21 protein-coding genes are annotated in these 24,614 nt (G+C 49.6%); 6 read left to right on the top strand and 15 right to left on the bottom strand.

Annotated features, from left to right (window positions below; translation table 11 throughout):
• Window positions 1–2: 2 nt before the first annotated feature.
• A complete protein-coding gene (gene ribA, locus E4Z61_RS06020; protein WP_096756827.1) occupies window positions 3–593 on the bottom strand; it encodes a GTP cyclohydrolase II in 591 nt (196 codons plus the stop codon).
• Window positions 594–791: 198 nt separating this feature from the next.
• Between ribA and pgpB the strand changes: the two genes are divergently transcribed.
• The 5 genes from pgpB (at window position 792) to yciH (ending at window position 4,440) form a co-directional block, all read left to right on the top strand.
• Window positions 792–1,556, top strand: coding sequence for a phosphatidylglycerophosphatase B (gene pgpB, locus E4Z61_RS06015; RefSeq protein ID WP_135321996.1), 765 nt, complete (start codon window positions 792–794; stop codon window positions 1,554–1,556).
• Between the two features lie 149 nt (window positions 1,557–1,705).
• Window positions 1,706–2,014 (top strand): LapA family protein, encoded by a 309-nt coding sequence (locus E4Z61_RS06010; RefSeq protein ID WP_135321995.1) that lies wholly within the window; start codon window positions 1,706–1,708, stop codon window positions 2,012–2,014.
• 6 nt (window positions 2,015–2,020) lie between these two features.
• Window positions 2,021–3,190, top strand: coding sequence for a lipopolysaccharide assembly protein LapB (gene lapB / locus E4Z61_RS06005; protein WP_135321994.1), 1,170 nt, complete (start codon window positions 2,021–2,023; stop codon window positions 3,188–3,190).
• Window positions 3,191–3,376: 186 nt separating this feature from the next.
• Window positions 3,377–4,117 carry an orotidine-5'-phosphate decarboxylase gene (gene pyrF / locus E4Z61_RS06000; RefSeq protein WP_135321993.1) on the top strand — a complete coding sequence of 247 codons (741 nt, stop codon included), beginning with the start codon at window positions 3,377–3,379 and terminating at the stop codon, window positions 4,115–4,117.
• Entirely contained in the window at window positions 4,114–4,440 is a 327-nt protein-coding gene (gene yciH / locus E4Z61_RS05995; RefSeq protein ID WP_135321992.1) for a stress response translation initiation inhibitor YciH, read from the top strand. Before pyrF ends, yciH begins: the two co-directional genes overlap by 4 nt.
• Window positions 4,441–4,543: 103 nt before the next feature.
• On the opposite strand, the gene osmB is transcribed toward yciH, so the two are convergent.
• From osmB to fabI, 7 genes are all read right to left on the bottom strand, one after another.
• A complete protein-coding gene (osmB, locus tag E4Z61_RS05990) occupies window positions 4,544–4,762 on the bottom strand; it encodes an osmotically-inducible lipoprotein OsmB (RefSeq protein ID WP_003020583.1) in 219 nt (72 codons plus the stop codon).
• A 266-nt stretch (window positions 4,763–5,028) separates the two neighbouring features.
• Window positions 5,029–5,781 carry a DNA-binding transcriptional regulator YciT gene (gene yciT, locus E4Z61_RS05985; protein WP_135321991.1) on the bottom strand — a complete coding sequence of 251 codons (753 nt, stop codon included), beginning with the start codon at window positions 5,779–5,781 and terminating at the stop codon, window positions 5,029–5,031.
• 96 nt (window positions 5,782–5,877) lie between these two features.
• Window positions 5,878–6,060: a YciZ family protein gene (locus E4Z61_RS05980; RefSeq protein ID WP_135321990.1), complete on the bottom strand. Its 183-nt coding sequence runs from the start codon at window positions 6,058–6,060 to the stop codon at window positions 5,878–5,880.
• 183 nt (window positions 6,061–6,243) lie between these two features.
• Window positions 6,244–8,235: a cyclic di-GMP phosphodiesterase gene (gene pdeR / locus E4Z61_RS05970; protein ID WP_135321989.1), complete on the bottom strand. Its 1,992-nt coding sequence runs from the start codon at window positions 8,233–8,235 to the stop codon at window positions 6,244–6,246.
• Between the two features lie 264 nt (window positions 8,236–8,499).
• Window positions 8,500–10,434, bottom strand: a complete 1,935-nt coding sequence (locus E4Z61_RS05965; protein WP_135321988.1) for an exoribonuclease II — start codon at window positions 10,432–10,434, stop codon at window positions 8,500–8,502.
• Between the two features lie 89 nt (window positions 10,435–10,523).
• Complete coding sequence (locus E4Z61_RS05960) at window positions 10,524–11,681, bottom strand: carboxymuconolactone decarboxylase family protein (protein WP_135321987.1); 1,158 nt, start codon at window positions 11,679–11,681, stop codon at window positions 10,524–10,526.
• Between the two features lie 216 nt (window positions 11,682–11,897).
• Entirely contained in the window at window positions 11,898–12,686 is a 789-nt protein-coding gene (gene fabI, locus E4Z61_RS05955; protein ID WP_135321986.1) for an enoyl-ACP reductase FabI, read from the bottom strand.
• Between the two features lie 509 nt (window positions 12,687–13,195).
• On the opposite strand from fabI, the gene E4Z61_RS05950 reads away from it, so the two are divergent.
• On the top strand, window positions 13,196–13,885 hold the full coding sequence (locus E4Z61_RS05950) for an EAL domain-containing protein (RefSeq protein WP_135321985.1): 690 nt from the start codon (window positions 13,196–13,198) through the stop codon (window positions 13,883–13,885).
• A 113-nt stretch (window positions 13,886–13,998) separates the two neighbouring features.
• On the opposite strand, the gene rdrB is transcribed toward E4Z61_RS05950, so the two are convergent.
• From rdrB to sapA, 7 genes are all read right to left on the bottom strand, one after another.
• Window positions 13,999–16,515 (bottom strand): antiviral RADAR system adenosine deaminase RdrB, encoded by a 2,517-nt coding sequence (gene rdrB / locus E4Z61_RS05945; RefSeq protein WP_135321984.1) that lies wholly within the window; start codon window positions 16,513–16,515, stop codon window positions 13,999–14,001.
• Between the two features lie 3 nt (window positions 16,516–16,518).
• Window positions 16,519–19,038, bottom strand: coding sequence for an antiviral RADAR system adenosine triphosphatase RdrA (rdrA, locus tag E4Z61_RS05940; protein WP_135321983.1), 2,520 nt, complete (start codon window positions 19,036–19,038; stop codon window positions 16,519–16,521).
• 278 nt (window positions 19,039–19,316) lie between these two features.
• Window positions 19,317–20,123 (bottom strand): peptide ABC transporter ATP-binding protein SapF, encoded by an 807-nt coding sequence (gene sapF / locus E4Z61_RS05935; RefSeq protein ID WP_135321982.1) that lies wholly within the window; start codon window positions 20,121–20,123, stop codon window positions 19,317–19,319.
• Window position 20,124: 1 nt separating this feature from the next.
• Complete coding sequence (gene sapD, locus E4Z61_RS05930) at window positions 20,125–21,117, bottom strand: peptide ABC transporter ATP-binding protein SapD (RefSeq protein WP_135321981.1); 993 nt, start codon at window positions 21,115–21,117, stop codon at window positions 20,125–20,127.
• Window positions 21,117–22,007, bottom strand: coding sequence for a peptide ABC transporter permease SapC (gene sapC / locus E4Z61_RS05925; protein WP_135321980.1), 891 nt, complete (start codon window positions 22,005–22,007; stop codon window positions 21,117–21,119). Before sapC ends, sapD begins: the two co-directional genes overlap by 1 nt.
• Window positions 21,994–22,959 (bottom strand): peptide ABC transporter permease SapB, encoded by a 966-nt coding sequence (gene sapB, locus E4Z61_RS05920; RefSeq protein ID WP_135321979.1) that lies wholly within the window; start codon window positions 22,957–22,959, stop codon window positions 21,994–21,996. Before sapB ends, sapC begins: the two co-directional genes overlap by 14 nt.
• Complete coding sequence (sapA, locus tag E4Z61_RS05915; RefSeq protein ID WP_135321978.1) at window positions 22,956–24,599, bottom strand: ABC transporter substrate-binding protein SapA; 1,644 nt, start codon at window positions 24,597–24,599, stop codon at window positions 22,956–22,958. The genes sapB and sapA overlap by 4 nt, the downstream gene beginning before the upstream one ends.
• Between the last annotated feature and the right edge of the window lie 15 nt (window positions 24,600–24,614).

The raw sequence follows: 24,614 nt of genomic DNA, 5'->3' as shown, positions 1-24,614 counted from the left end.
GATCATTCGCTCAATAAATGGCCCATTTTGGCAGCTTTAGTATCCAGATAATGCGCATTTTTCGGGTTCCGACCCACTATCAGTGGTACGCGCTCGACAATATTGATGCCCGCTTCTGTCAGAATTTCTACTTTCTTCGGGTTATTGGTCAACAGACGTACAGCGTCAACGCCCAGCAGCTTAAACATATCTGCACACAGGGTAAAGTCGCGCTCGTCGGCTGCGAAACCTAACTGATGATTGGCTTCGACGGTATCATAACCTTGATCCTGCAACGCATAGGCGCGGATCTTGTTCAGCAGGCCGATGTTGCGTCCTTCCTGGCGATGGTAGAGCAGAATACCGCGCCCTTCTTCAGCAATGTGCGTGAGCGCCGCTTCCAGTTGGAAACCGCAATCGCAACGCAGGCTAAACAGCGCATCGCCGGTCAGACATTCGGAATGGACGCGTGCCAGGACCGGCGTTTGACCCGAAATATCGCCAAATACCAGCGCGACATGATCGTGCCCGGTCGCCAGTTCTTCAAATCCCACCATCAGGAAATCACCCCATGGGGTTGGCAGTTTGGCTTCTGCCACACGTTTAAGCTGCATGTATTTCTCCAGATTACGCTGGCACTCGCCGTGCCGTCGCCTATTGGCATCCTGTATTGCGCTATTTTGCCATAAGCCGACGGTGTTCGCCTAATTGCGACAGCGCTTTCATATTTGGAATGGCACAAAATTGTCAATTTTTCCGACGCGCACTTTTTTCGGTTATGATTGTGAGACTTATCGACGAAAGGAGAGGCAATGCTTTCTATCGCAAAGCGAACCACCGTGGGTGCGGCACTGTTGCTGATCATGCCGGTGTCCGTGTGGATGTCAGGCTGGAGTTGGCAGCCTGGGCACAATGTCTGGTGGTTAAAATCCTTATTCTGGGTAACGGAAACGGTGACCCAACCCTGGGGGATTATTACGCATGTCTCCCTGTGCGCGTGGTTTCTGTGGTGTCTGCGATTTCGTCTGAAAGCCGCGATAATGCTATTTGCGATCCTTGCCGGGGCAATTTTGCTCGGCCAGGGGGTAAAGTCATGGGTAAAAGAAAGGGTACAGGAGCCACGACCGTTTGTGGTTTGGCTGGAAAAAACGCACCATGTTCCTGTTGATGAGTTCTACACTTTAAAACGTAAAGAACGCGGACATTTAGTCAAAGAACAATTATCTGGGCAGCAGGATATCCCGGCCTTTTTACGCAAGCATTGGCAAAAAGAAACGGGTTTCGCATTTCCCTCCGGGCATACGATGTTTGCTGCAAGCTGGGCTTTACTGGCAGTGGGGTTGTTATGGCCGCGCAGACGCACGCTGACAATTGTTTTCTTGTTGATCTGGGCGGCAGGTGTGATGGGCAGTCGTTTGCTGCTGGGAATGCACTGGCCGCGTGATTTAGTTGTGGCTACGTTGATATCGTGGCTGTTGGTTACGCTGGCGACATGGCTTGCGCAGCGGGTATGCGGGCCATTAACGCCGCCGATGCAGGAACAACAAGAAATCGCGCAGCGTGAACAAGAAAGCTGACCGCGATTGATTTTTCGCGTTTTGCCCTTAAATCATAAAGAGGAAGTCGCTTTTCCGTTTCGCACTCGTCGTGAAAATGGTAATTTAAAGGGCTCAACGCGGTAAGTTGTACACGATTTATTCGCTCAAACCACATAACGGGAAGTAATGTGAAATATTTACTCATTTTCTTACTGGTGTTGGCGATTTTTGTTATTTCGGTGACATTAGGTGCGCAAAACGATCAACAGGTAACGTTTAACTACCTGCTGGCTCAGGGGGAGTATCGTATATCCACGCTGCTCGCCGTGTTGTTTGCTGCAGGATTTGCAATTGGTTGGTTAATTTGCGGCCTTTTCTGGCTGAAGGTTCGCGTTTCCCTTGTGCGTGCCGAACGTAAAATCAAACGACTGGAAAACCAGCTTGCGCCTGCGACCGACGTTGCGGTATCTGCCGATTCGTCGGTTGTGAAGGAATAATTATTTATGCTGGAGTTGTTATTTCTGCTTTTACCTGTAGCCGCTGCCTATGGGTGGTATATGGGTCGCAGAAGTGCGCAACAAACAAAACAGGACGAAGCTAACCGTTTGTCGCGTGACTATGTCGCCGGGGTTAACTTCCTCCTGAGCAACCAACAAGATAAAGCGGTGGATCTGTTCCTCGATATGTTGAAAGAGGATACCGGCACCGTTGAGGCTCATCTCACCCTCGGAAACCTGTTCCGCTCGCGCGGTGAAGTCGATCGCGCGATCCGTATACATCAAACTCTCATGGAAAGTGCGTCGCTGACCTACGAACAGCGTTTGCTGGCAGTTCAGCAACTGGGACGTGACTACATGGCTGCGGGTGTGTATGACCGAGCGGAAGACATGTTTAATCAGCTTACAGATGAGACTGATTTCCGCGTGGGGGCGTTGCAGCAACTCTTGCAGATCTATCAGGCAACCAGTGAGTGGCAAAAGGCCATTGATGTAGCGGAACGCCTGGTCAAGCTCGGCAAAGATAAACAGCGTATCGAAATCGCTCACTTTTACTGCGAACTGGCCCTCCAGCAACTGGGCAGCGACGACATGGATCGTGCCATGACGTTGCTGAAAAAAGGCGCAGCCGCAGATAAAAACAGTGCGCGGGTTTCCATTATGATGGGACGCGTGTACATGATGAAAGGCGATTACGCGAAGGCGGTCGAAAGCCTGCAGCGCGTTATCTCCCAGGACAAAGAGCTGGTCAGTGAAACGCTGGAAATGCTGCAGAGTTGCTATCAGCAACTCGGTAAGAACGATGAGTGGGCAGAATTTTTACGCCGTGCCGTTGAGGAAAATACAGGTGCAGCCGCTGAGTTAATGCTGGCTGATATCCTTGAGGCGCGTGAGGGCAGCGATACCGCCCAAGTCTATATCACCCGTCAGTTGCAGCGTCATCCCACGATGCGCGTCTTCCATAAGCTGATGGACTATCACCTCAATGAAGCAGAAGAAGGGCGCGCCAAAGAGAGCCTGATGGTGCTGCGGGACATGGTCGGCGAGCAGGTGCGTAGCAAACCGCGCTACCGTTGCCAGAAATGCGGTTTTACCGCTTATACGCTGTACTGGCATTGCCCGTCCTGTCGTTCATGGTCAACTATTAAGCCAATTCGCGGTCTAGACGGTCTGTAATTAAAAAAACACCGATCTTAGTTACAACATCCTTATGATTTATTATTACTCCCGTACCTGAACCTCCGAGCCGCATCGCCTGACAGAAATGTAATCGAATCTGTTAATTTTCTATGACCACAGGTAGAATGCACGCCGTTTACCCATTTTGTGCCGCAAGGTGCCCATCTTCAAGAAGGTCTGGTCATGACGTTTACTGCTTCATCTTCTTCCCGTGCTGTTACTGATTCTCCTGTCGTTGTCGCTCTGGATTACAATAATCGCGATAAAGCGTTAGCTTTTGTCGACAGAATTGATCCCCGTGATTGCCGTTTGAAAGTGGGCAAAGAGATGTTCACGCTTTTCGGACCTCAACTGGTTCGCGACCTGCAACAGCGTGGGTTCGACGTATTTCTGGATCTGAAATTCCACGATATTCCCAATACCACTGCACATGCCGTTGCGGCGGCAGCAGATCTTGGCGTGTGGATGGTTAACGTTCATGCTTCTGGTGGGGCACGCATGATGACTGCGGCCCGTGAAGCCTTAGTGCCATTTGGCAAAGATGCACCACTGTTAATTGCCGTGACCGTTCTGACCAGTATGGAAGCCAGCGACCTTGCCGAACTTGGCGTGACGTTGTCACCAATGGAACATGCGGAAAGGCTGGCGCGGTTGACGCAAAAATGCGGGCTGGACGGTGTCGTCTGCTCGGCACAGGAAGCGGTACGATTCAAGCAAGAATTAGGTCAGGCCTTTAAGCTGGTGACACCAGGTATTCGTCCTGAAGGCAGTGAAGCTGGCGATCAGCGCCGCATTATGACGCCACAGCAGGCGTTGTCAGCGGGTGTGGATTATATGGTGATTGGTCGTCCGGTCACGCAGTCGGCGGATCCGGCTTTGACGCTGAAGACGATCAATGCCTCACTGAACGAGGTGCGTAAATGAATGACGACAATTCTCGCCTGGTTTACTCCACTGAGTCTGGGCGTATTGATGAACCTAAAGTGGCACCAGAGCGCCCGAAGGGGGATGGTATTGTGCGTATTCAGCGCCAGACCAGTGGTCGAAAAGGCAAGGGTGTTTGCCTGATTACCGGTATTGACCTGGACGATACCGAATTGACCAAATTAGCTGCCGAGTTGAAGAAAAAATGTGGTTGCGGTGGCGCGGTGAAAGAGGGTGTAATTGAAATACAGGGCGACAAACGCGACCTGATTAAATCGCTGCTGGAAGCCAAAGGAATGAAAGTCAAACTGGCAGGCGGTTAATAAAAAAAGCCACGAAATAATTCGTGGCTTTATTATTAACAATGTAAATAGTACGATTGCGAAAAAGTAAACGTATTATTATATCGAGCTGGTCAACCGTAGATTATTTACCCACCTGGTGGCCGATAATACCACCTACTGCAGCACCACCCAGCGTTCCTAGTGTGCTGCCGTCCGTCAGGACAGCACCACCAATGGCACCTGCACCCGCGCCAATTGCGGTATTACGGTCTCGTTTAGACCAGTTAGAGCAGGCACTCAGAGACATTGCCAGAGTAATCGCCAGAATGGCAGCGGTCATTTTTTTGCTCGTTACTAACATAATACTTTCTCCTGAATGATTGATTCACGGAATCCAGCCTCTTTAAGGATAGTGTTAAATTAAGACCATAAAGGTATTTCCGTGAAACCGTTTAGCACAGGACATTACAATCAATCACCTGTTGATGATTATTTGTTCCTGTTATATCGCTGTTATTAATTTTACGACATTGTCCTGCTAACGACAGGTAAAAAGTCTTAATTGAACTGTCAGATAAGTCTCAGAGAGAAGATGATTTGCCAGCAGGCAAACCATCAGGTGAATTATTATGCGTGGGTATCGATGATGTTAACGGTTAATCCCGAGTGCTCCAGCTGCATTTGAACACTGGCACTGAGTTTTGCGTCAGTCACTACACGACTGAATCGCTCTAACGGACCCAGCGTGTAAGGGTGAATAGCATCAAATTTCGAACTGTCGGTGAGCACAATCACCTCTGCGCCTTTTTCCAGTACCGCATTGACCACGTCAGAGCGCATCATATCGCGACCAGTGAAGCCGGTTTCAGGCTGCCAACCATCAATACCAATAAAGGCCTTACTAAAGTGAACCTGTTGGATAAACTGGCGCGTTAGCGGCCCAACCATGCTTTCACTTTTTTTCTGATAGATGCCGCCGAGAAGGATCACTTCGCAAGGGGTTTCTTTGAGCAGATGAGCGATATAACTGCTGACCGTAATGATAGTGACGTCTTTTTGCTCCGCCAGCGTCCTGGCCAGCAGTGCATTACTGCTACCGTTTTCAATAAATACAGATTCACCTGGATTAACCAGCGAGGCGGCAAATTCGGCCAGTTCACGTTTCAGGGTGAAATTGGTCATCATGCGCGTTTCTACATCGTCGCTGTTCAGTGAAACCGCGAAGCCGTGCGCACGGCGTAAATAACTCTGTTTTTCCAGCGTGTTCAGATCCTGTCGAATCGTCACTTCTGAGACACCGGTGATTTTGGCAAGCTCAGCTACGCTTATCTGGCCTTTATCGGTCACCATCTGCAAAATAGATTGTTGTCGGGAATTCATAGTATTAATTTCTATAGCGATATCGTATCGGAAATTAAACGGAGGCTGCGTTATCAGCAATCTGATGTCAGCAACCATATCAATAGGTCAAAGCCGTCAGATCTCCCACGGAGCTTTGTGTTTTTTTGACAAAGACGCTGCCTCTTCGTTGACCGTGTTTAACAGTTCTGCCTTAAGAATCTCGAGGTTGTGGATGGCTGAGTGGGTGTCGCCAGCGACAAGGATATCCAGCACGGTATCAATGCGTTCGGCCAGTCGTTGTGCGTTGATATCAGACATTGTCATCATCCTGGTGTCAAAAAAGTTTGAATTTCATGATGCAGAATTTCATGGCAAAAGAGAAGGGAAAAATAGTATTAACCCGCACGATAGGAAAATATTATATATTCCGTGATTACAGACAGATACGATAGTCATCAAATGTCCATTTTTAGCTATTTCACCACAACTATTCCTGCAACGTCAGCGCATTTTTTTATTCAGATGCCGCTTGTACCAGCGTTCAAACGCAGCGGCCGGCATCGGCTTGGCAAACAAGAATCCTTGACGCTCATTGACACCATTCTTGGTCAGGAAGGCATCCTCTTTCGCGCTTTCAACACCTTCAGCGATTACCTGCAGGTTTAACGCCTGTGCCACCGCAACAATGGCGCGAACCAGCGACTGCGAAATAGATTGTTTGTGGATGTCCCGGACGAAGGTCTGATCCAGTTTAATCGCATCAAGTGGGAAGCGGGCGAGCTGAGAAAGCGATGAGTATCCTGTGCCAAAGTCATCCAAGTGGATCTGGGCACCAAGCTGACTAAACTGCTGAATAACGGACAGCGCCAGCTGTTCATTCTCAATCAAACTGCTTTCCGTTAACTCGACGTCGATTGGGCAATATTCAAAATTCAGATCGTGCAGAACCTGTTTCAAGTCGGTGAATAGCGTTTGATCGGCCAGTTGACGCGCCGAAACGTTCACCGCCACGCGCAGATTAATCCCCTTGTCGCGCCACTTCGCCACCTGGCGTACAACGTCCAGAATCACCCATCGCCCCAGCGGGACGATAAGCCCTGACTCTTCGGCGTAAGAGATAAACTCCAGCGGCGGGATTAACCCACGCTCCGGCGACTGCCAACGAACCAGCGCCTCCAGGCTACGGACTTCACCACGCCAGGTTATTTTAGGCTGGTAGTGGATCAGCAGTTGATCGTTTTCCAGCGCCTTTCGCAGGTTGGTATCCAGCCAAAGATATTCGAACACTCGCTGGTTCATTTCAGGGGAGAATACGCAAAATTGTCCGCGTCCGCCTTCTTTGGCGGTATACATGGCGGTATCCGCATTGCGAATCACGTTTTCGCTGTCATTTCCATGCTGGGGTGCCAGGGAAATGCCGATAGAACAGCCGGTATATACTTCAATCAGGCCGATACGAAACGGTAGACGCAGACGGGTCAGAATGCGCGAGGCCGTAGCCTCCAGCGCGCTCTGGGAGGTTTGCGTGGCGAGGACAATGAACTCATCACCGCCGAAGCGGGCCAGTAGCTGCTCACCCTCGAGGCAACTGAGTATAGCCAGCGAAACGCTTTGTAATAGCTGATCGCCAAACATATGCCCGTAGGCATCGTTCACCTTTTTGAAGTTATCGAGGTCGAGATAAATAATACCTACCTGCGTGTCGCCTGCGTTCTCAATCGCCTCGCTAATCAACTCATGAATGGCATTACGGTTGGGCAACCCGGTGATGGAGTCGGTGTTCGCCAGCACGCGCAGGCGCTCCTGGGCACGTCGTTCTTCAGTAATATCGGTACCGGAACAGATTAGGAAAATTTCGTTCTTACCGCTGCCGTTATGCACGAATTTATTGCGAAACAGGAACAGGCGCTGACCCTTACAGGTCTTCACCCAGCGTTCGACTTCATACGAGTTGCCTTCGCGGAAAAAAACGTCAATGTTGCGTCTTGATGCCGCTGCTTCACGTCGGCTCATAAACAGTGTGAAGACGCTTTGCCCGATGACTTCACGTTCTCTTAGCCCGGTGTACTCTTCGCACAGACGATTAAACCGCTGAATGTTTCCCTGCCGGTCAAGAATCACGATAACGGAATTGGCCTCCGATACGACCTGTTCGGCAAACGATAATCCTTGTGCCAGATCGCGTGCGACAGAAGGCGTGTCGTCCCAGGCGGATGCGCTGCCAGCCCATTCTCGTTTATTAATTCTCCTCCCGACCAAGTGCACGGGAATATCATCCGTGTCTATAGGGAGAGTCATCAACAAGCTTGAGGTAATCACCGTCATTTCCCGAATGCGGTCGGCTTGTTCAGGCGATAATTCGATGGTTTGGTCTGATTTGGCTGCTTCGTCAATAGAGAAATGCAGGATGTTACAATCCTCTGACAAACGCCAGTAGGGGTTGTGAGTGCCCACGTAGCTATACAACGTAACCAACTCCCGAACGTCTTTCATGATGTGTACTATCCCGTTTAAAGCGCATAGAGCCTCAAAAGTAAGAGTAGCCATGATTCATTCAGGGTGACTATGGCTGAACATATTGTTTTATTTATATATTTATGTTTAATCCAGATTCAGAAAAAAGCAAAGTTGCGGCACTGAAAATAGCAAAAAATAAATCGGACTGGATGAAGGAAGTGTAGTGGGTGGCGGCGTTTCAGGTGGAAAAAAAGAAAACGACCTTTCACAAAAAGAGAAAGGTCGTTGAGTCTGCTTGTGCTATGCGGCTGGGCGAGCGATTACGCTGCGGGTTTCCATCCGCACTTCGGCGATGGTTACATCAATCACATCAGTGACCTTGTAAACCACTTCGCCTTTGATCTGCACCGTACCACTCTCCTGGCTACAAACCAGTTCATCACGGACGGCGTGCAGGAATGGCGCAGGAATAAAGGCGACAGCGCCATTATCGACTAAACGCACGCGCATTCCACCGCGGCTGACGTCGATAATTTCGGCGGCAAAACGGGCGTCGGTACCGGCTTTGTCACTCAGGAAACGGGCGTACAGCCAGTCGCCAACGTCACGTTCTGCCATCCGGTTCAGGCGACGGCGCTCTGCCATCTGTACCGTGATATCGTCCTGTGGACGGGCAATGGTTTCGCCTTTAATCACGGCTTTCAGCAGGCGGTGGTTGATCATATCGCCATACTTACGGATAGGGGAGGTCCATGTGGCATAAGCCTCCAGACCCAGTCCGAAGTGCGGGCCTGGCTCGGTACTGATTTCAGCGTAGGACTGGAAACGGCGAATGCGGCTATCGAGGAAACCGGAAGGCTGAGCATCCAGTTCACGACGCAGCTTGCAGAAGCCTTCCAGCGTTAACACTTCTTCAGCATCAACGTGCATACCATGAGTTTTCAGCAGCGCGGCCAACGCTTCAGCATTCGCCGGGTCGAATCCCATGTGTACGTTATAAATCCCGAAGCCCAGCTTGTCGCGAAGAACGCGCGCGGCGCAGATGTTTGCCGCAATCATGGACTCTTCCACGATACGGTTAGCAATGCGGCGAGGCTCAGCAACGATATCCAGCACTTCACCTTTTTCACCCAATACAAAACGATAATCCGGGCGATCTTTAAACACCAGTGCATGGTTATGACGCCACTCGCCACGACTCAGGCAGATACGTTGCAGCAGACGGATTTGCTCGGCAATGGCGTCGTTTTCGGGCTGCCAGCCATTATTACCTTCCAGCCAGTCAGACACGTTGTCATAGGCCAGTTTCGCTTTGGATTTGATGGTCGCCGTGAAGAAGGTGATGTCATCATCAATAGCACCGTCAGCTGTAATGGTCATGCGACAGGCCAGCACCGGACGCACTTCGTTAGCACGCAGTGAGCACAGGTCATCCGACAGTTCACGCGGCAACATCGGGATATTGAAGCCCGGTAGATAGTTGGTGAACGCGCGAATTTTCGCGGCGTTATCCAACTTGCTGCCTTCGGCAATCCAGGCGGTAGGATCGGCAATCGCGACGGTTAATTGCAGTTTGCCATCCGGCAGTTCTTCAGCGTACAGCGCATCGTCCATGTCTTCAGTGCTGGCACTGTCAATAGTGACGAAATTGAGTGCGGTGAGATCCTGACGCTCCAGGCCTTCATCCAGCATCTCGGTGGCTACGCCGTCCGGAGCTTCTTTTTCGAGGTTATGGCGTGCCAACGTGACCCACCATGGGACGAAATGATCGTCTGCAAAGGTGATGAACTGGGTTAATTCAGCGTAGAAGGTGCGGTCGCCTTTAAGCGGATGGCGACGCATTTCCGCGACGGCCCAGTCACCTTCTTTAAATTCGTGTTCCACGCCGCGAGCGGCACGACAGGGGATAGCGTCTTTCAGTAACGGGTGATCTGGCACAATGGACAGACGATCGTTCTTGCCCTGAACTTTACCCACGAAACGAGTCAGGAACGGTTCGACCAGCTCTTCCGGCTCGGCAGACTCGCGATCTTTTTCGCTATGGATCACCGCGACAATGCGGTCACCATGCATCACTTTTTTCATCTGCGGCGGTGGAATGAAATAGCTTTTTTGTGCATCGACTTCCAGGAAGCCAAAGCCTTTTTCCGTGGCTTTTACCACCCCTTCAGCACGCGGCGTCTGGGAATGTAGTTGCTGTTTAAGCTGCGCTAGCAGCGGGTTGTCCTGAAGCATAATTGTCTATTTTCGTGGCCAAAAGAGCGGCTGACAGTTTTACGCGAAACTGCCAGTCGCAGCAAGCGCTCTTTCAATGAGCGGAGCGGTTAATGAGTCTCGCCCAGAGCGATTTTCAAGCGATTCAACCATCCGCACAATCCGCTCCAGACCAGTAAGTTAATAACCTGTTCCGATGAGACACCCTGTTCAAATAACGGGGTTAACAGTGCGGCGCTAAAACGGTCGGGCGCCCGGGTTAGCCATTGTACTGCTTGTAGAGTGATGCGCTCAACCGGATGTCGTTGCTCCCAACGCTGCAATTCGCGTTCATCCAGACGCAGTATCGTGATGATGTCGGTCAGTTGATGTGCAGCGCGAGCCTGTTCATTAAAGCAGGCGACGCTGCCGTTAATGCGTGATGTCAGCAGCGCGGCGAGAGAAAGTGCCCTCGATTGTGTATCTGTACATAGCGTACTGGTCAGCAATGACCGGAGTAAAGCCAGTACCGTCGGTGAATGTGCCAGCATGGGCGCAAGTGCGTGTAATTCCGGGATACGTCCATTTTGGTTATTGCTGTCTGGCAATGACTCGCGAGGAGGAATGATTTCAACCGGGAATACGGCCGCATGCCATTGGGCATCGGCATTACTAAATATCGATGCCTGCGCGTATTGCTGAATATCAAGGCCCGGTATTCGACGCACAGGGTGACCAAAATAAGCCTGAAGGATCGCCACGACTCGGGCCTGAAATCCGACAAAGCCGATTATCTGATTGATCAGGATGATATCGCAGGTCGTTAACCCAACGTCATCGAGATGCTGGCGATCACGTGCATTGATGACTGCCGGAGAGCTGGCAAGCTGGCGGGCATACTGGGTAATTTGCGCCAGCCGATGATTGCTCTCGCGGGAGGAATCCGGACCAGGAAGTGGAGTCAAACGTGCCGCGTAATGGTTACACAACCGCTGGATGCCGTAAACCTGAGCGACGGTTAAGGCGGTACTCATGCGTTCATAGGCGCTGAATGTATGCAACTGATTCAGCGCAACATCAGCAGGAAAGAGAAAGTGAGCAAGTTCACGGGCAGGTTCTAACCAGGACTGAAAGGGTAACAGCGCGACTTCGGGTATCGCCATGTCCAGCAAAAAACTGTCTTCGACGTTTGCCGCTTCTGGCACTAGCGGGAGAACATCTTGCGGATAGGTGCTGGACTGCGTTTCATGATACCAGTGGCTTTTGCCTTCAATTCGGCGTTGTTCCATGGGCGTTCCTTGGTCTAAAAAGTGGCGACCCGGATACGTCGTCATGCTCGTCCGCCGGATCGTTTGCGCTGCAATATCCTGACGTAAGCCGATGAGGGGATAAAAGATTGTTACGTGATAATAAATATCAGAAAGGTATATATGGCAGGGAGCGAAAGGTGGGGAGAGTGAAAATCATGGGCGACATAGCGCCGCCCATTGAGGAAGTCTGAAAGATTATTTCAGTTCCAGTTCGTTCATTGCCGCGATGCTGAAGCCACCGTCAACGTGAACGACTTCACCAGAGATACCGGCAGACAGGTCAGAGCACAGGAATGCTGCAGAGTTGCCCACATCTTCAATGGTCACGGTACGGCGAATCGGGGTAACCGCTTCGCAATGCGCCAGCATTTTACGGAAATCTTTGATACCGGAAGCTGCCAGAGTACGGATTGGACCGGCGGAGATCGCGTTGACACGCACACCTTCCGGACCCATCGCGTTAGCCATATAGCGAACGTTGGCTTCCAGAGAGGCTTTCGCCAGACCCATCACGTTATAGTTCGGGATAGCGCGCTCTGCGCCCAGATAGGACAGAGTCAGCAGTGCAGAGCCTGGGTTCAGCATTGTGCGGCAGGCTTTTGCCATCGCAACAAAGCTGTAGGCGCTGATGTCATGAGCGATTTTAAAGCCTTCGCGGGTTACCGCATTCACATAGTCGCCATCCAGCTGGTCAGCCGGTGCGAAACCGATGGAGTGTACGAAACCGTCGAATTTCTCCCAGGTTTTGCCCAGCTCAGCGAACATGGTGTCGATGCTGGCGTCTTCAGCCACATCACACGGCAGGACGATGTTGGAACCCAGTTGAGCTGCAAATTCTTCCACGCGGCCTTTCAGTTTGTCGTTCTGGTAGGTGAACGCCAGTTCAGCCCCCTCGCGGTGCATCGCCTGAGCGATACCGTAGGCGATGGACAATTTACTGGCAAGACCGGTCACCAGAATGCGCTTACCGGAAAGAAAACCCATAGCTTTAATCCTTATAGTCATTACTTATTTTTTTAGCAATCAATGCGTTATGATTGCAATTTCAAGGTCACTCGAAATTGGTCTGAAATTATATCCCACTCTCTGCCCCTTGTGTCACGATCTTTCTCTGGCGCGCGCCTTATGGTTAACGGCGGCAAAGGAGATTTTGGGAGCCGTGGAATCGATATCAGTATCAGTGTCCTGTCACTATTCATTGCACGTGAGGAGTATATCACTCCCCCTAGGTTCTGCCTCATCCAACCAGACAGGAGAAGGGGTGAGGACAGAAAACACAAGGCCTCAGCAGCGTTAAATGGTATGATTTGGCTTTAGTTGATGTTTGCAAACATATCAATGTAAGAAGATTCTTAAAACAAAAAAATTGGCTATTTTCAGTATGTTATTATATATTGTTTTTATCGATCGATATTGAATCATTGATCGATATTATTGATTGATTGTAATTAAAAGTGCATTATCAGAATGTTATGATCAATTGGAGTGGTCTTATGCACTATCATTTCATCGCGGATCCGATGAGAGACACGACGGATAAGTTGCTGGGTGTTGAGCTGATCGCCCGGTTTACGTCAGAGTCGCTTCGCCCGTTGCATTCAGATGCCATCATCACAGCGTGGAGTAGCGAGCAAAAACGACATTTCATGCTCGAACAGATACAGTTAGTTGCCCGAAAGCGTGACTGGTTTGAGAAAAATAATCTTTTTTGTACGCTTAACCTGATTGATGAAATGGCGCTTTTCGCGATCGGTGACCCGGCTATTACCACTGCCTTGCATGCCATGCCGTTTATTGCGCTACAACTTTCAGAACGCGTCCTGTCGAATACCGCTTGCCTGAATAACCTGCTGATTAATTCTCTGAGTGACGGGCCCAATGCCTTGTGGCTGGGCAACCTTGGCTCCGGCAGCGCGGGGGCGGGGCCGCTGGTCAGCGGCAATTTTGATGTTGTGAAAATGGATCGCAGCTTCTTTTTGTCACAGCTCGAAAAACCGATGTTCCCGGTTCTTATCAAGAACATCAGGGAGTATTGTGACTGCGTGGTGGTCGATGGGGTTGAAGACGCACGGATTATTAATAACCTAAGCAAAACAGGTATCTGGGCGGTGCAGGGCAATATTTTCCCGCCGGTTGTGTTTAGCGAAATTGAAGCATTGATACCGGCAGACGTTTACCACTGACGCTATAAAAAGCCCTCCGTCAGAGGAGGGCGTCTATAACGTTAACGATCTTTCCGCCAGGCATCGGCGGTAAGCGTCTGACTTCATCCAATCAATGGATACAGAACTTCCAGTTATCTTTTATCCTGCTTTATATGATTAGTTTTAAAGATGGAAATCCCCTTCTGGCGGATAGAATCAATCCACAAATCTGCCATCCATGCACCAATCGCAAAATGCTGAATGGTACATTCACGCATAAGCCGATGTTCGTTGGCGATTGTTGTAGGCATCAACGCACTATCGTCAGTATTCAGGCATACAGATAGTGGACCGGAGCGTAAGCCATACTTGTTGAATTTATCACCAGGTTTTAACCATTCTGGATTGGGTGGGTTCCAACGAAACAGAGGATGTTCATGGTATTTTTCAAAGCGTCCGATATAAATGTTTGATGTGGGGCAGGCTTCAATGACAAGCCCAATTCGACTGTATTTCTCAATGAGATAGTCCTGGATGGCTTCATATAATCGAAGTTCACCCGGCGAAATAATGTCTTCATCATCGCAGGTATGCGCAACAAAACTTTCAGTATCACCCGGAAGACAATTTATAGAAATGATACGATTAACTGACGTATTTTTATCGCTATCTAAATAACGTTCCCATAACTTCTTTGCTGTAACTTTAGTTAAAGGGTTTTGACCTTCGCATGCAACAATGTTCCAGTCCGGAACCCATTCTTGTCGAGTGGCGATTTCAGTTTCAAGGAAAGAATAGTCAGGCCAGTTTCGGCGGAGTAACCATGCTCGGTACAAAAGATCGGGAGTATAAATATCTTCATGCAGCAATTGAGACCAATAGTGGATCTTATCCCTTAATTCATGCATCACTGGGATATGTTCAACGGTATGCTGCGAAAGTAAAACGGCCTGGTGATATGCCCAGACAAGATTATCGAGATGTTGTCCTGCGGTAATGTATGCACGACGTTGCCGTTTTGCCCAATCGTAAACATCTACCCCTAATGCTAATCCATGTCCTAATCGATCCCCTTCACTAAGCTGACAAAATTCGACAGCTTCATCCATTGAACGTAGCCCACATAAAAGGTGGCTGTAATCTTCTCCTGCATGAACGGTGATAAATGGTCTTGGTAATCTCACTGACCAGTGTTCCCCTGCTCGATACTTTGCGGCTCGTAATACGCGTAAAGCTGGAGCAAACACCTCAACAGGTACGTCGTTTTCATTACCAGCGACATCGTAACCACGAATCAATTTACGAACATCAAGCCTTTGTTCGGGATCTCCGAGGTTGGTATGGTAATCCGTTTCTTGAATCGTGACTGATGTGGAAAAGCTCTCTAGCGCGCGTACCTGCGCCAATAGTTCATTACGCAGTTTATCTAATCGACGATCATTACGTTGGTGCTTACCGTATCCCCGACGGAAATGCACAACGATATGAGCTTGCTCAGACATCGCTCGCTGATCATGTCGCATAAAAAAGTCAGTGAGTTTATGGTGGTAAATATTATTTTTATTGCCTAACACAAATGTGGGGCTTACTCGATACTCACGATTAATATTGATGCTATTGTCAAAATCAACAGTATCACTTTTACTATTATTTTTACTGGCACCAAGTCTGCCAACGTCAAAATAATCGACGAACTGACCCAAGCCGACAGCAGAAACAACCATGTAATTGCGTAAAATATTACAAACCCTGATCAAATTAATGAGAACTGACGGGTAGTTACTCGTTGAAGTATCCATCATTAACCCACAGCAGAATAATAACCAACGCTGATGACCAAAAGGTTGTGTTTGAGTGGCCGTTTGCAAGATTCTTTGTTGGGGCGTTGTCGGTTGTTGAGTGTAAGGCAGATCATGTAGCGACAAACCTTCACCATTGGATAGGTGAGCATAGTTTATCGAGGTTGAGGTGTTGAAAATGCTGCTGAGCAAACATGATGAATACTTTTTCATCCACAGAGGCAGATCGTTCTTTTCCAGTCTCTGGCTTTCAAAAAAGGTATATTCCTGGCGATAAGGCCATTTAACCTTTTTCTCGAGAGTATAATCGTTATCAATGAAACTCAGCATAGACATGGACGTATAGCCATGTCCATTGAAATGAACATGGTTATCGGCGTAAGCAATTCCATTGGGTTCGCCGGGGAAAGCAAAGGGGCATTGATTTTCCGTCAGCAGTATCACAATATCTTGTTCTGATAATATCTTCTGATCATGCAATTGCGTATAGGCTTTAACAATGATCCATGCGGGATCAATCACCGAGCAAAGCATCGACCACGCTTCTAAACGTTCGCGGCGAACCTCAAAACAATTGCCACGCCAGACTAAGAAATCATCCGCTAATCTGGCAATGAGTTTGAGATAGTCGCCATCTGCACAGGGTATCTGCCAAAAGTGCATATTGTTCTGAATATCTTCTTTACGAAGACGTCCGCCGAAGTAGAACTGGTAGTCCAGCGCAGCTTGAGAAACAATTTTTCCCTCTGTATCTGTAGGACTTCTTGTTACGTCCTCTTCGCCGCGGTGGCGCATGAGCTGGTGATAAAACACCCGGTCAGATGCTAACAATACGGAAGGTATCAGCCAGTGAGGATCTTGATTATACATGATTTAGCTAATGACCTCTTCTCCAACACCCTGGGTAAGACCACGATAGAACCATGAAACTTGATTATTTTCCTTAAGCTGCGACTGCATTACGCGTGAGGAAAGCATGCATTTAAGAATATTATGGGCAATTTCGGTATTACTACTCGCCCACAGTTTAACTTCCTGTGTTTTGATTGTAGTATTGCCCGTCTGTTTATAGTAAAAATCGCGAATATCAGTAAACGTCATTTTTGAAAAGTAGTTTTCATTAAAGAGATCCGCCGCGTTGTTATCACCAATAGGATAACATTCCGGAAGGGCGATATTGAATATGGGATGGCACCACATAGCAATAACAAGTTCAGCATGTTCACTTTCATTGATTGCTTTAAGATTTAGAATGTTATCATCATCAACAGTCAAATCGACAACACCACTGAGATTGCGTGATAAAGTACGATCGTATTTAGTGAATTCAGTGTAATCTCTGACTATTGATGCTCTGGCACCGGTCGCTACGTTAGTATTAACAACGAGGCCATCTTTAGTGAATGTTAATAACGCATTGATAAATATATACTCAAAGCGCCGCGCCAGATCGGAGAGAAGTTCTTCCCGTGATTTTTTCTTATCTATCAAATTCATTCTAAGCACGGACAGTTGGGAGAACACCTTATTAAAAATAACGCTGAGCAGCGGTATCAGGTTTTTACCTTTAAGTTCTGCTATTTTTTTGTTTTCACACCAGTTATGAATTTTTTCTATTAACTCATTGATATGGCTGGAGTAGTCGACAGGGTTATCGGGTCGATTAAGACCATCATCACTTTCTTCTATTTCCCGGGTGTGATTCATCGCGAAAATTGAATAGAAGGGGGCGCGTAAGAAAATATCCTGAAAAATGGCTGTAAATTTATCTTTTTGATAAAAAGATTCTGGTAAATTTCCGGTTACAGCCAGTAAAGACCATCCAATAATTTCAAAGGCACGACTAAAAAAGATATGATGTCGTCGATTTAGTTGCCGGCTATAGTAATCATGGTGCGTATAGAGTGCCAGCAGCAGAGGATTCCCATTTTTAGCCTCTGCCACGGGTTTACTAATAAACATTGGTTCCATGATAAATTCTAAGGCAGGCATGCTACGTAAAATATCTGAACTATTTGTTACTGAGTTTAGGATGCTTTGGTTAGTGTCATGGGCTTTCATGTCCATAACGGTATTGTATTGCTGACTAATAAACTCTTTCCTTGCCCAATTGTATCGATTCATTTGTAAGATTGGGTTAAATGCGTTCAATTGGCTAAAATTCAGTTGTGCCACCTGTTGTGCTACTTGAATATTCAGATATGTTTCCATGTTAGTTAGGGCAACACCATCGTGGTGTGTTTCAGCCCAGTATGCATATTTCTGCCAGATATCAGGCGAGGTATGCTGCGATTCCTGTAACAACGAAGGTGGTAAGCTTCTAATCAGTTGGGTGACTTCTCTGGCGCTAATCGGGTGAGCCCAATCAGTACTGCGTTCCTGCCCATTGCATAAAGTATAGAAGGTACTTTTCAATAGTTCTTCATATTGCGGGAACGTCAAGTTGGATATTTTTGTGGTATTTTTTATTCCTGAGTTTTTATAGCGAATTTCCAGTTTTGGCAATATTTGTTCAATGGGTTGCAAAGGCAGGCGGGTATGATTTGGGAAGACTTTTGTCAGATAGGCATTAGATAAACTCTCTGCCATATAACCGACGCCGAATCTATTATTAGGAACATTAGAAAATGCTTTTTGCGTAATGTGACGATAGAGTTCATCGTCGCCGCTGACTAATGGGAGGATTAGCGGACAGGAGAGTAAACAACGGATATCATCCAGCACGGCAAAACCATTATCAATTTTCATGTCAACATCATCAATGGGTAATACTAACGCATCACAACCCATCAGGTTTACAGCAGCAATCAAGAAACGATGAAAATCACGTTCGAGATGAATACCGGAACGGTACTTTTGAATTCTATCAATACCCCGTAGCTCATCTATTTCTTGTGGTTTTCCTAATGCACCGGCTAATGTTCGTAAAGCCTGGAAAAAAGTCTCTTTTATCGTCTGGCTAATCTCAGGCTGGTTCAGTGTACCTTCAACGGAAGCATAAATAGAGGCAATAATGACTTCGGAGAAGCGGTCATCAATGTTTAATAATGTTGGGTCGATGACATCGATAAAGTGTAAGTCGGGTAATTGTGAAGATTTTGCGGTGTAATTTTCCCATGCGGCGCTGGCATTGCGTAAGAAGACGGTTTTTCCCGCTCCCCGAGCACCATGGATAAAAATGGCATGATGGTAACTGGTGAGTCGGGCTGTTTTGGAGTTTTGTAAATCATTTTTATATTGTCGAGCCTCCAGCCCCATACGAGCCAGGTTCTCAAGCATTTTTTTATTCGCCTGCTGTTGCCACAGGTTATTTTTCTCGCCTTTGGCTCCATCGCCACAAAAATCATCACGGTATTCAGGTAAATCTAGATCGAGTATTATCTCACTGGCCATAAATCCCTCATGAAATTAAATCCCAAAGCATGCCGCTGTGGTTATCTAAAAGTATGCTGGAGGTGGCCAGGTATAACTAAAAACTGAATGGCGCATGCTTAACTAAGAAATAAATTATGTCCAGTTAAGGCCGTCTACACCTCCGTATGATTAGGCAATACTAACATAGGTATTTTATCTAACCTACTGTTTCAGAATAGTAAAATTAACCAGTCAGGAGGTAACGCCCCTTCAGGCTGCAGGAAACATAAGTTTCCTATGCCAAAGGAGGATGCCAGTTAACGATCTTTCCGCCAGGCGTCGGCGGTAAGCGCCTCACCGAAATGCCCGGCTATCAGGCGGCGTGTCAGCTCATGCAGCGGAGAGGCCAGCACATCCGCCGTACTGCCGCGTTCGACGACTTCCCCTTGGTGCATCACTAACACCTGATCGCTGATGTGTTTCATCATCCCGATATGCTGAGTCACATAGATATAAGAAATACCCTGCTTTTCCTGTAGCTCCAGCATCAGGTTAATCAACTGCGAACGCATCGACATATCAAGAGAGGCCAGCGCTTCGTCCGCGATAATGACTTTGGGGCGCAAAATGAGGGCACGAGCCAGCCCCAGGCGCTGTTTTTGTCCCGGTGCCAGCATATGCGGGTAGTAGCTGACGTGATCGGGTAGCAGACCGACCATACGCATGGTTTCAACGATCTGCTTGCGGCGTTGCTCCGGCTCCAGGTCAGTATTCAGACGCAGTGGGAAATCGAGGATCTGCGAAATACGCTGACGCGGATTCAGCGACGTTGACGGATCCTGGAAAATCATACGAATGCATTGGCTGCGAAAGGAATAATCGCCGTATTTTAGTGGATGATCGTCAATCAGCAGTTCACCGCTGGTGGGTTCCACCATCCCGGCCAGCATTTTCGCCAGCGTCGATTTACCAGAACCGTTTTCGCCAATGACGGCGAGCGTCTGGCGCTCGCGCAGGGTAAAGCTCAGAGGCTTGACCGCTTCTACGGTCTGACGGCGGAATAACCCCGTCCGGTAGCGAAAAGTTTTGCTCAGGTTACGTACTTCGAGCAGTGTTTCTACCATCTCACTCTCTCTCCATGTTCAGCGGAAAATGACAGGCATAGAGATGATTCTTTGCTCCGGTCAGTCGTGGGGTTTCAATGCACTCACGTTGTGCGTAAGGGCAGCGTGGTCCCAGGCGGCATCCAATGGGTAACTGTTCCAACAATGGAATCGCGCCAGGCATCGTATTCAGACGGCTTTTATGCGGCATCGGGCTACCAAAATCAGGAATAGCGCGGATCAACGCCTGCGTATAAGGATGGTGCGGAATAGTCACCAAATCTTTACTCAGCGCGGTTTCCACCGTTTGTCCGCAGTACATGACGTTGATTTTGTCCGCCCATTGGCTAAGCATTTGCAGGTCATGGCTGATCAACAAAATAGTGGTGTTGCTGTTTTGATTCAGCCGGGTCAGCAGACGGAAAATCTGCGCCTGGGTGGTGGGCTCCATCGCATTGGTCGGCTCATCGGCAATCAATAAACGCGGCTGGTTAGCCAGGGCGATGGCAATCATCACTTTCTGACACTCGCCGTCCGTCAGCTCATACGGGAAACTGCGCATCGCGTCTTTATGATCTTTTATTCCGACGCGGTGCAGCAGTTCAATCGCGCGACGTTTGCGCCAGCCAATGCGTTGCCACCAGCGTCCCTTATAGGTCCAGCTGGGAATGTTCTGCATCAGTTGTCGTCCAATACGTTCGGACGGGTCGAGACAGGACTGCGGCTCCTGAAAGATCATGGAAACGTTATGGCCGACCAGTTTGCGTCGCTCACGGGCAGAGAGGCGCAGCAGATCGATATCATCGAAGCGCATGCGGTCAGCGGTGACACGCCAGTTATCTTTCGCAACGCCGCAAATGGCCTTGGCGATGAGGCTTTTACCGGAACCAGACTCACCGACCAGCCCGCGGATCTCGCCTTCATTCAGGGTCATACTGACGCGATCAACGGCTTTCACCCAGTCGTCGCCTGTCCTGAACTCAATGGTCAGGTTACGAATATCCAGTAATGGCATTATTCCACCCCCGCAATAATTGCGCGGCGCACACCGTCACCTAACAGGTTAACCAGCAGGACGCTTATCATGATTGCCGCACCTGGCAGCATGACTGTCCACGGTGCCACGTAAATCAACTCCAGCGCGTCGCCGAGCATGGCTCCCCATTCCGGCGACGGCAGTTGCGCGCCGAGATCCAGAAAACCCAGTGCGGCAATATCCAGAATCGCCATCGACAGTGCGCGGGTAATTTCGGTGATCAGCCCGGCGGTAATATTAGGCAGAATCGCAAACCACAAAATGTTGAGCGTGGAAGCCCCATCCAGGCGGGCAGCGATGACATACTCTTTTTCCAGTTCGTCATGCACCATGCTGTAGACTGAACGCACCATACGCGGCAACAGCGCCAGCCAGACGGCAAACATCGCGTGCGTCAGATGGGGGCCAGCAAACGCTACCACAATAATCGCCAGCAGCAGCGACGGGATCGAGAGCAGGGTGTCGAGAATGTGGTTCAGCACCGCTGAGCGTAAACCGTGGGTAGCCCCGGCTAAAACCCCTAACACCAGACCGCACAGCGTGGCGGCGAGCGTGACGACAAATGCGCCACCGACGGTGGGGGCCGCACCGCTGAGCAGACGGCTTAAAACGTCGCGCCCCAGATCGTCGGTCCCGAGGAAGAATGATACCTCGCCATAGCGCGACCAGGACGGTGGGAGCAATTGGTAGCCCAGAAATTGCTGATCGATACCGTAGGGCGCGAACCAGCCTCCGAAAATACACAGTATGACCAGCCCTGCGCAGCCATACAGGCCGACCATCGCGGACGCATCGCCATAAAAATTGCGCCAGGCGGTACGCAGCGTGCCAGGCGGGCGCTTTTCGCTGTATACGCTATCGTAAGGCATACCATTCCTTATGTTTCAGAGGGTTAGCCATGGCACCCAAGATATCAGATATCACGTTAACGATAATCACCAGTGAGCCAATCACCATCACGCCGGCTGAAATTGCGGCGTAATCCTGCTGGCGAATGGCGTTGATCAACCAGCGACCAAGCCCAGGCCAGCTAAAGACCATCTCGGTGATCATTGCCAGCGTTAGCATGGTGGAAAACTGCAGGCCAAGACGTGGGATCACCGGCGGTAGGGCGTTGTGCAGTACGTGGCGACGTAAAATGGTTAACCGCGACAGACCGCGGGTGGCCGCCGCTTTTACGTAGTTTTGATCGAAGACTTCGATGGTGCTGATACGCATCAGGCGAATGACTTCCGTTGTTGGCGCGACGGAGAGCGTTAACACCGGGAGCACCATGTGGCGAATTGCGCTGATCAGCATTTCATCACGCCACGGCGAGTCAGAGATCCATGCGTCGATAATGGCAATACCGGTAACCGGTTTTACCTCATAGAGCAGGTCAAATCGACCGGATACCGGCAGCCAGCCGAGCGTCAACGAGAAAAACAGCGTCAGCAACAGCGCCAGCCAAAAGACCGGGATGGAAAACCCCATCAGGGCAAACGCACTGATGCACCGATCCGGCCATTTATTACGCGTGATCCCTGCCAGCATGCCAACGGGGATACCGACCATCAGGGCAAAGCCAAAGGCGAGAATGCACAGCTCCATTGTGGCGGGGAACACCTCTTTTAGCTGCTCTGAGATCAGCTGGCCGTTGATGCTGGATACACCGAAATCCCAGTGGATTAAGCCATTGAACCAGAATACCCAGGCATTCCACAGCGAAGCGCCTTGCAGAGGGGCATGGGGAGTAAAATAACTCAGACTGAACCCAATAAACGTCAGAAAAAACAGGGTGACCAGAAGGAGTAAAAACCGACGCAGGGTAAAGATAATCATGGTTTTTTCACCTCATCTTTCTTTTCCCTGTAAACCCCGGCAAAAGAGGCGTTACCAAACGGACTGAGCACCAGTCCTTTGATGTCATAGCGATAAGCCTGCAGGCGTAGCGATGAGGCCAGCGGCAGGATCGGTAACTCTTGCGCCAGGATCGTTTGCGCTTCGTCATAGGCATCAATGCGCGATGAGAGCTGTTGCGACGACAAAGCTTTGCGCAGAATGCTGTCAAACTCAGGATTGCACCAGTGGGCAAAGTTGGTTTGCGAGTTGATGGCGGCACAACTGAGCAGCGGTCGGAAAAAACTGTCAGGATCGTTACTGTCTGTCGCCCAACCGGACAACGTCAGATCATGGTTCATGTCCATTAATCTCGCCTCCTGAAAACGACCTTCCACCGGAATAATCTTCACATTCACGCCAACCTGAGCCATGTCTGCCTGAATAAGCTCAGCGGTTTTCAGCGGACTAGGGTTCCAGGCCTGGGAACTGGTTGGCACCCAAAGCTGTAACGTCAGGTTCTCCAGCCCCAGCGCCTTTAACTGTTCGCGGGATTTTGCCGGGTTGTATTCTGTAATTTTAGCTTCGTTGTCATAAGCCCACGAGGCGCGAGGCAAAATAGATGCGGCGGTTTCTGCTGTACCGTAATAGATGGACTGCATCAGACGCTGATTGTTAATCGCCAGCGCCAGCGCATGACGAACGGCCGGGTTGTTGAGTGGTGGTTTATTGGTATTGAAAGCCAGATAAGCAATGTTCATCCCTGGTCGCAGCGTCAGGCGTAAACGTGGGTCATCACGTAAGATGCTGAGCTGACTGGCAGCGGGCCAGGCCAGCACGTCGCATTCACCGGTGAGCAATTTCGATAAGCGTCCGGTACCACCAGAACCGAGATCAACAACCACCTGCGGCATTAAGGGTTTACCGCGCCAGAATGTGTCGTGACGTTGCAGGCGAACATATTGCCCGGCTCGATTTTCTGAAAGCTGGTACGGACCGGTACCGACTGGCTGCCTGTCCAGCAACTCCTGACGATCCTGTTTTGCCAGCTGCGCGGCATATTCTGCTGACATAACCGACGCGTAGTGCGTGGCCAGGTGCCACAGGAAAGACGCATCCGGTTGGGTCAGCCGAAATTCGACGGTGTTGTTGTCCAGCTTGCGTACGCTTTGTACGTTATCGGCGAACTGGAGGCTGTCAAAGTAGGGGAAACTGCTGCCGTTAACATTGTGCCACGGGTGCTGGCGGTCAAAGATTCGATCGAAGGTAAACACCACATCGTCTGCATTCAGCTTGCGGGTAGGGGTGAACCAGGCGGTCTTTTGAAAAGGAACGTCGCGACGCAGGTGGAAACGGTAGGTTGCGCCGTTATCCAGCACCTCCCAGCTTTCGGCCAGTTCCGGCACTAGGCGGTAGGTGTAAGGGTCCACATCAAGCAGACGGTCATAGAGCTGGGCAGCAAGCGTGTCGACGATCAATCCACTGCTTGCTTTTTGCGGGTTGAACGTATTGACCTGTCCGCTGACGCAATAGACAAAGCCACTGTCCCGAATATCGGCAAGCGTGGTCTGCTCGGGCGCGGCAGCAGCCTGACCACTCAGAAGTCCAGCCATCACGATCAGAGATGATAAAACCAGGCGCATAATTTTATGGAGTTA

Origin of the sequence: Citrobacter tructae, assembly GCF_004684345.1 — a bacterium.
GTDB classification, from domain to species: Bacteria; Pseudomonadota; Gammaproteobacteria; order Enterobacterales; family Enterobacteriaceae; genus Citrobacter; species Citrobacter tructae.
Note: the sequence above shows the minus strand (reverse complement) of the source record. Positions and strands in the feature narration are given on the sequence as shown.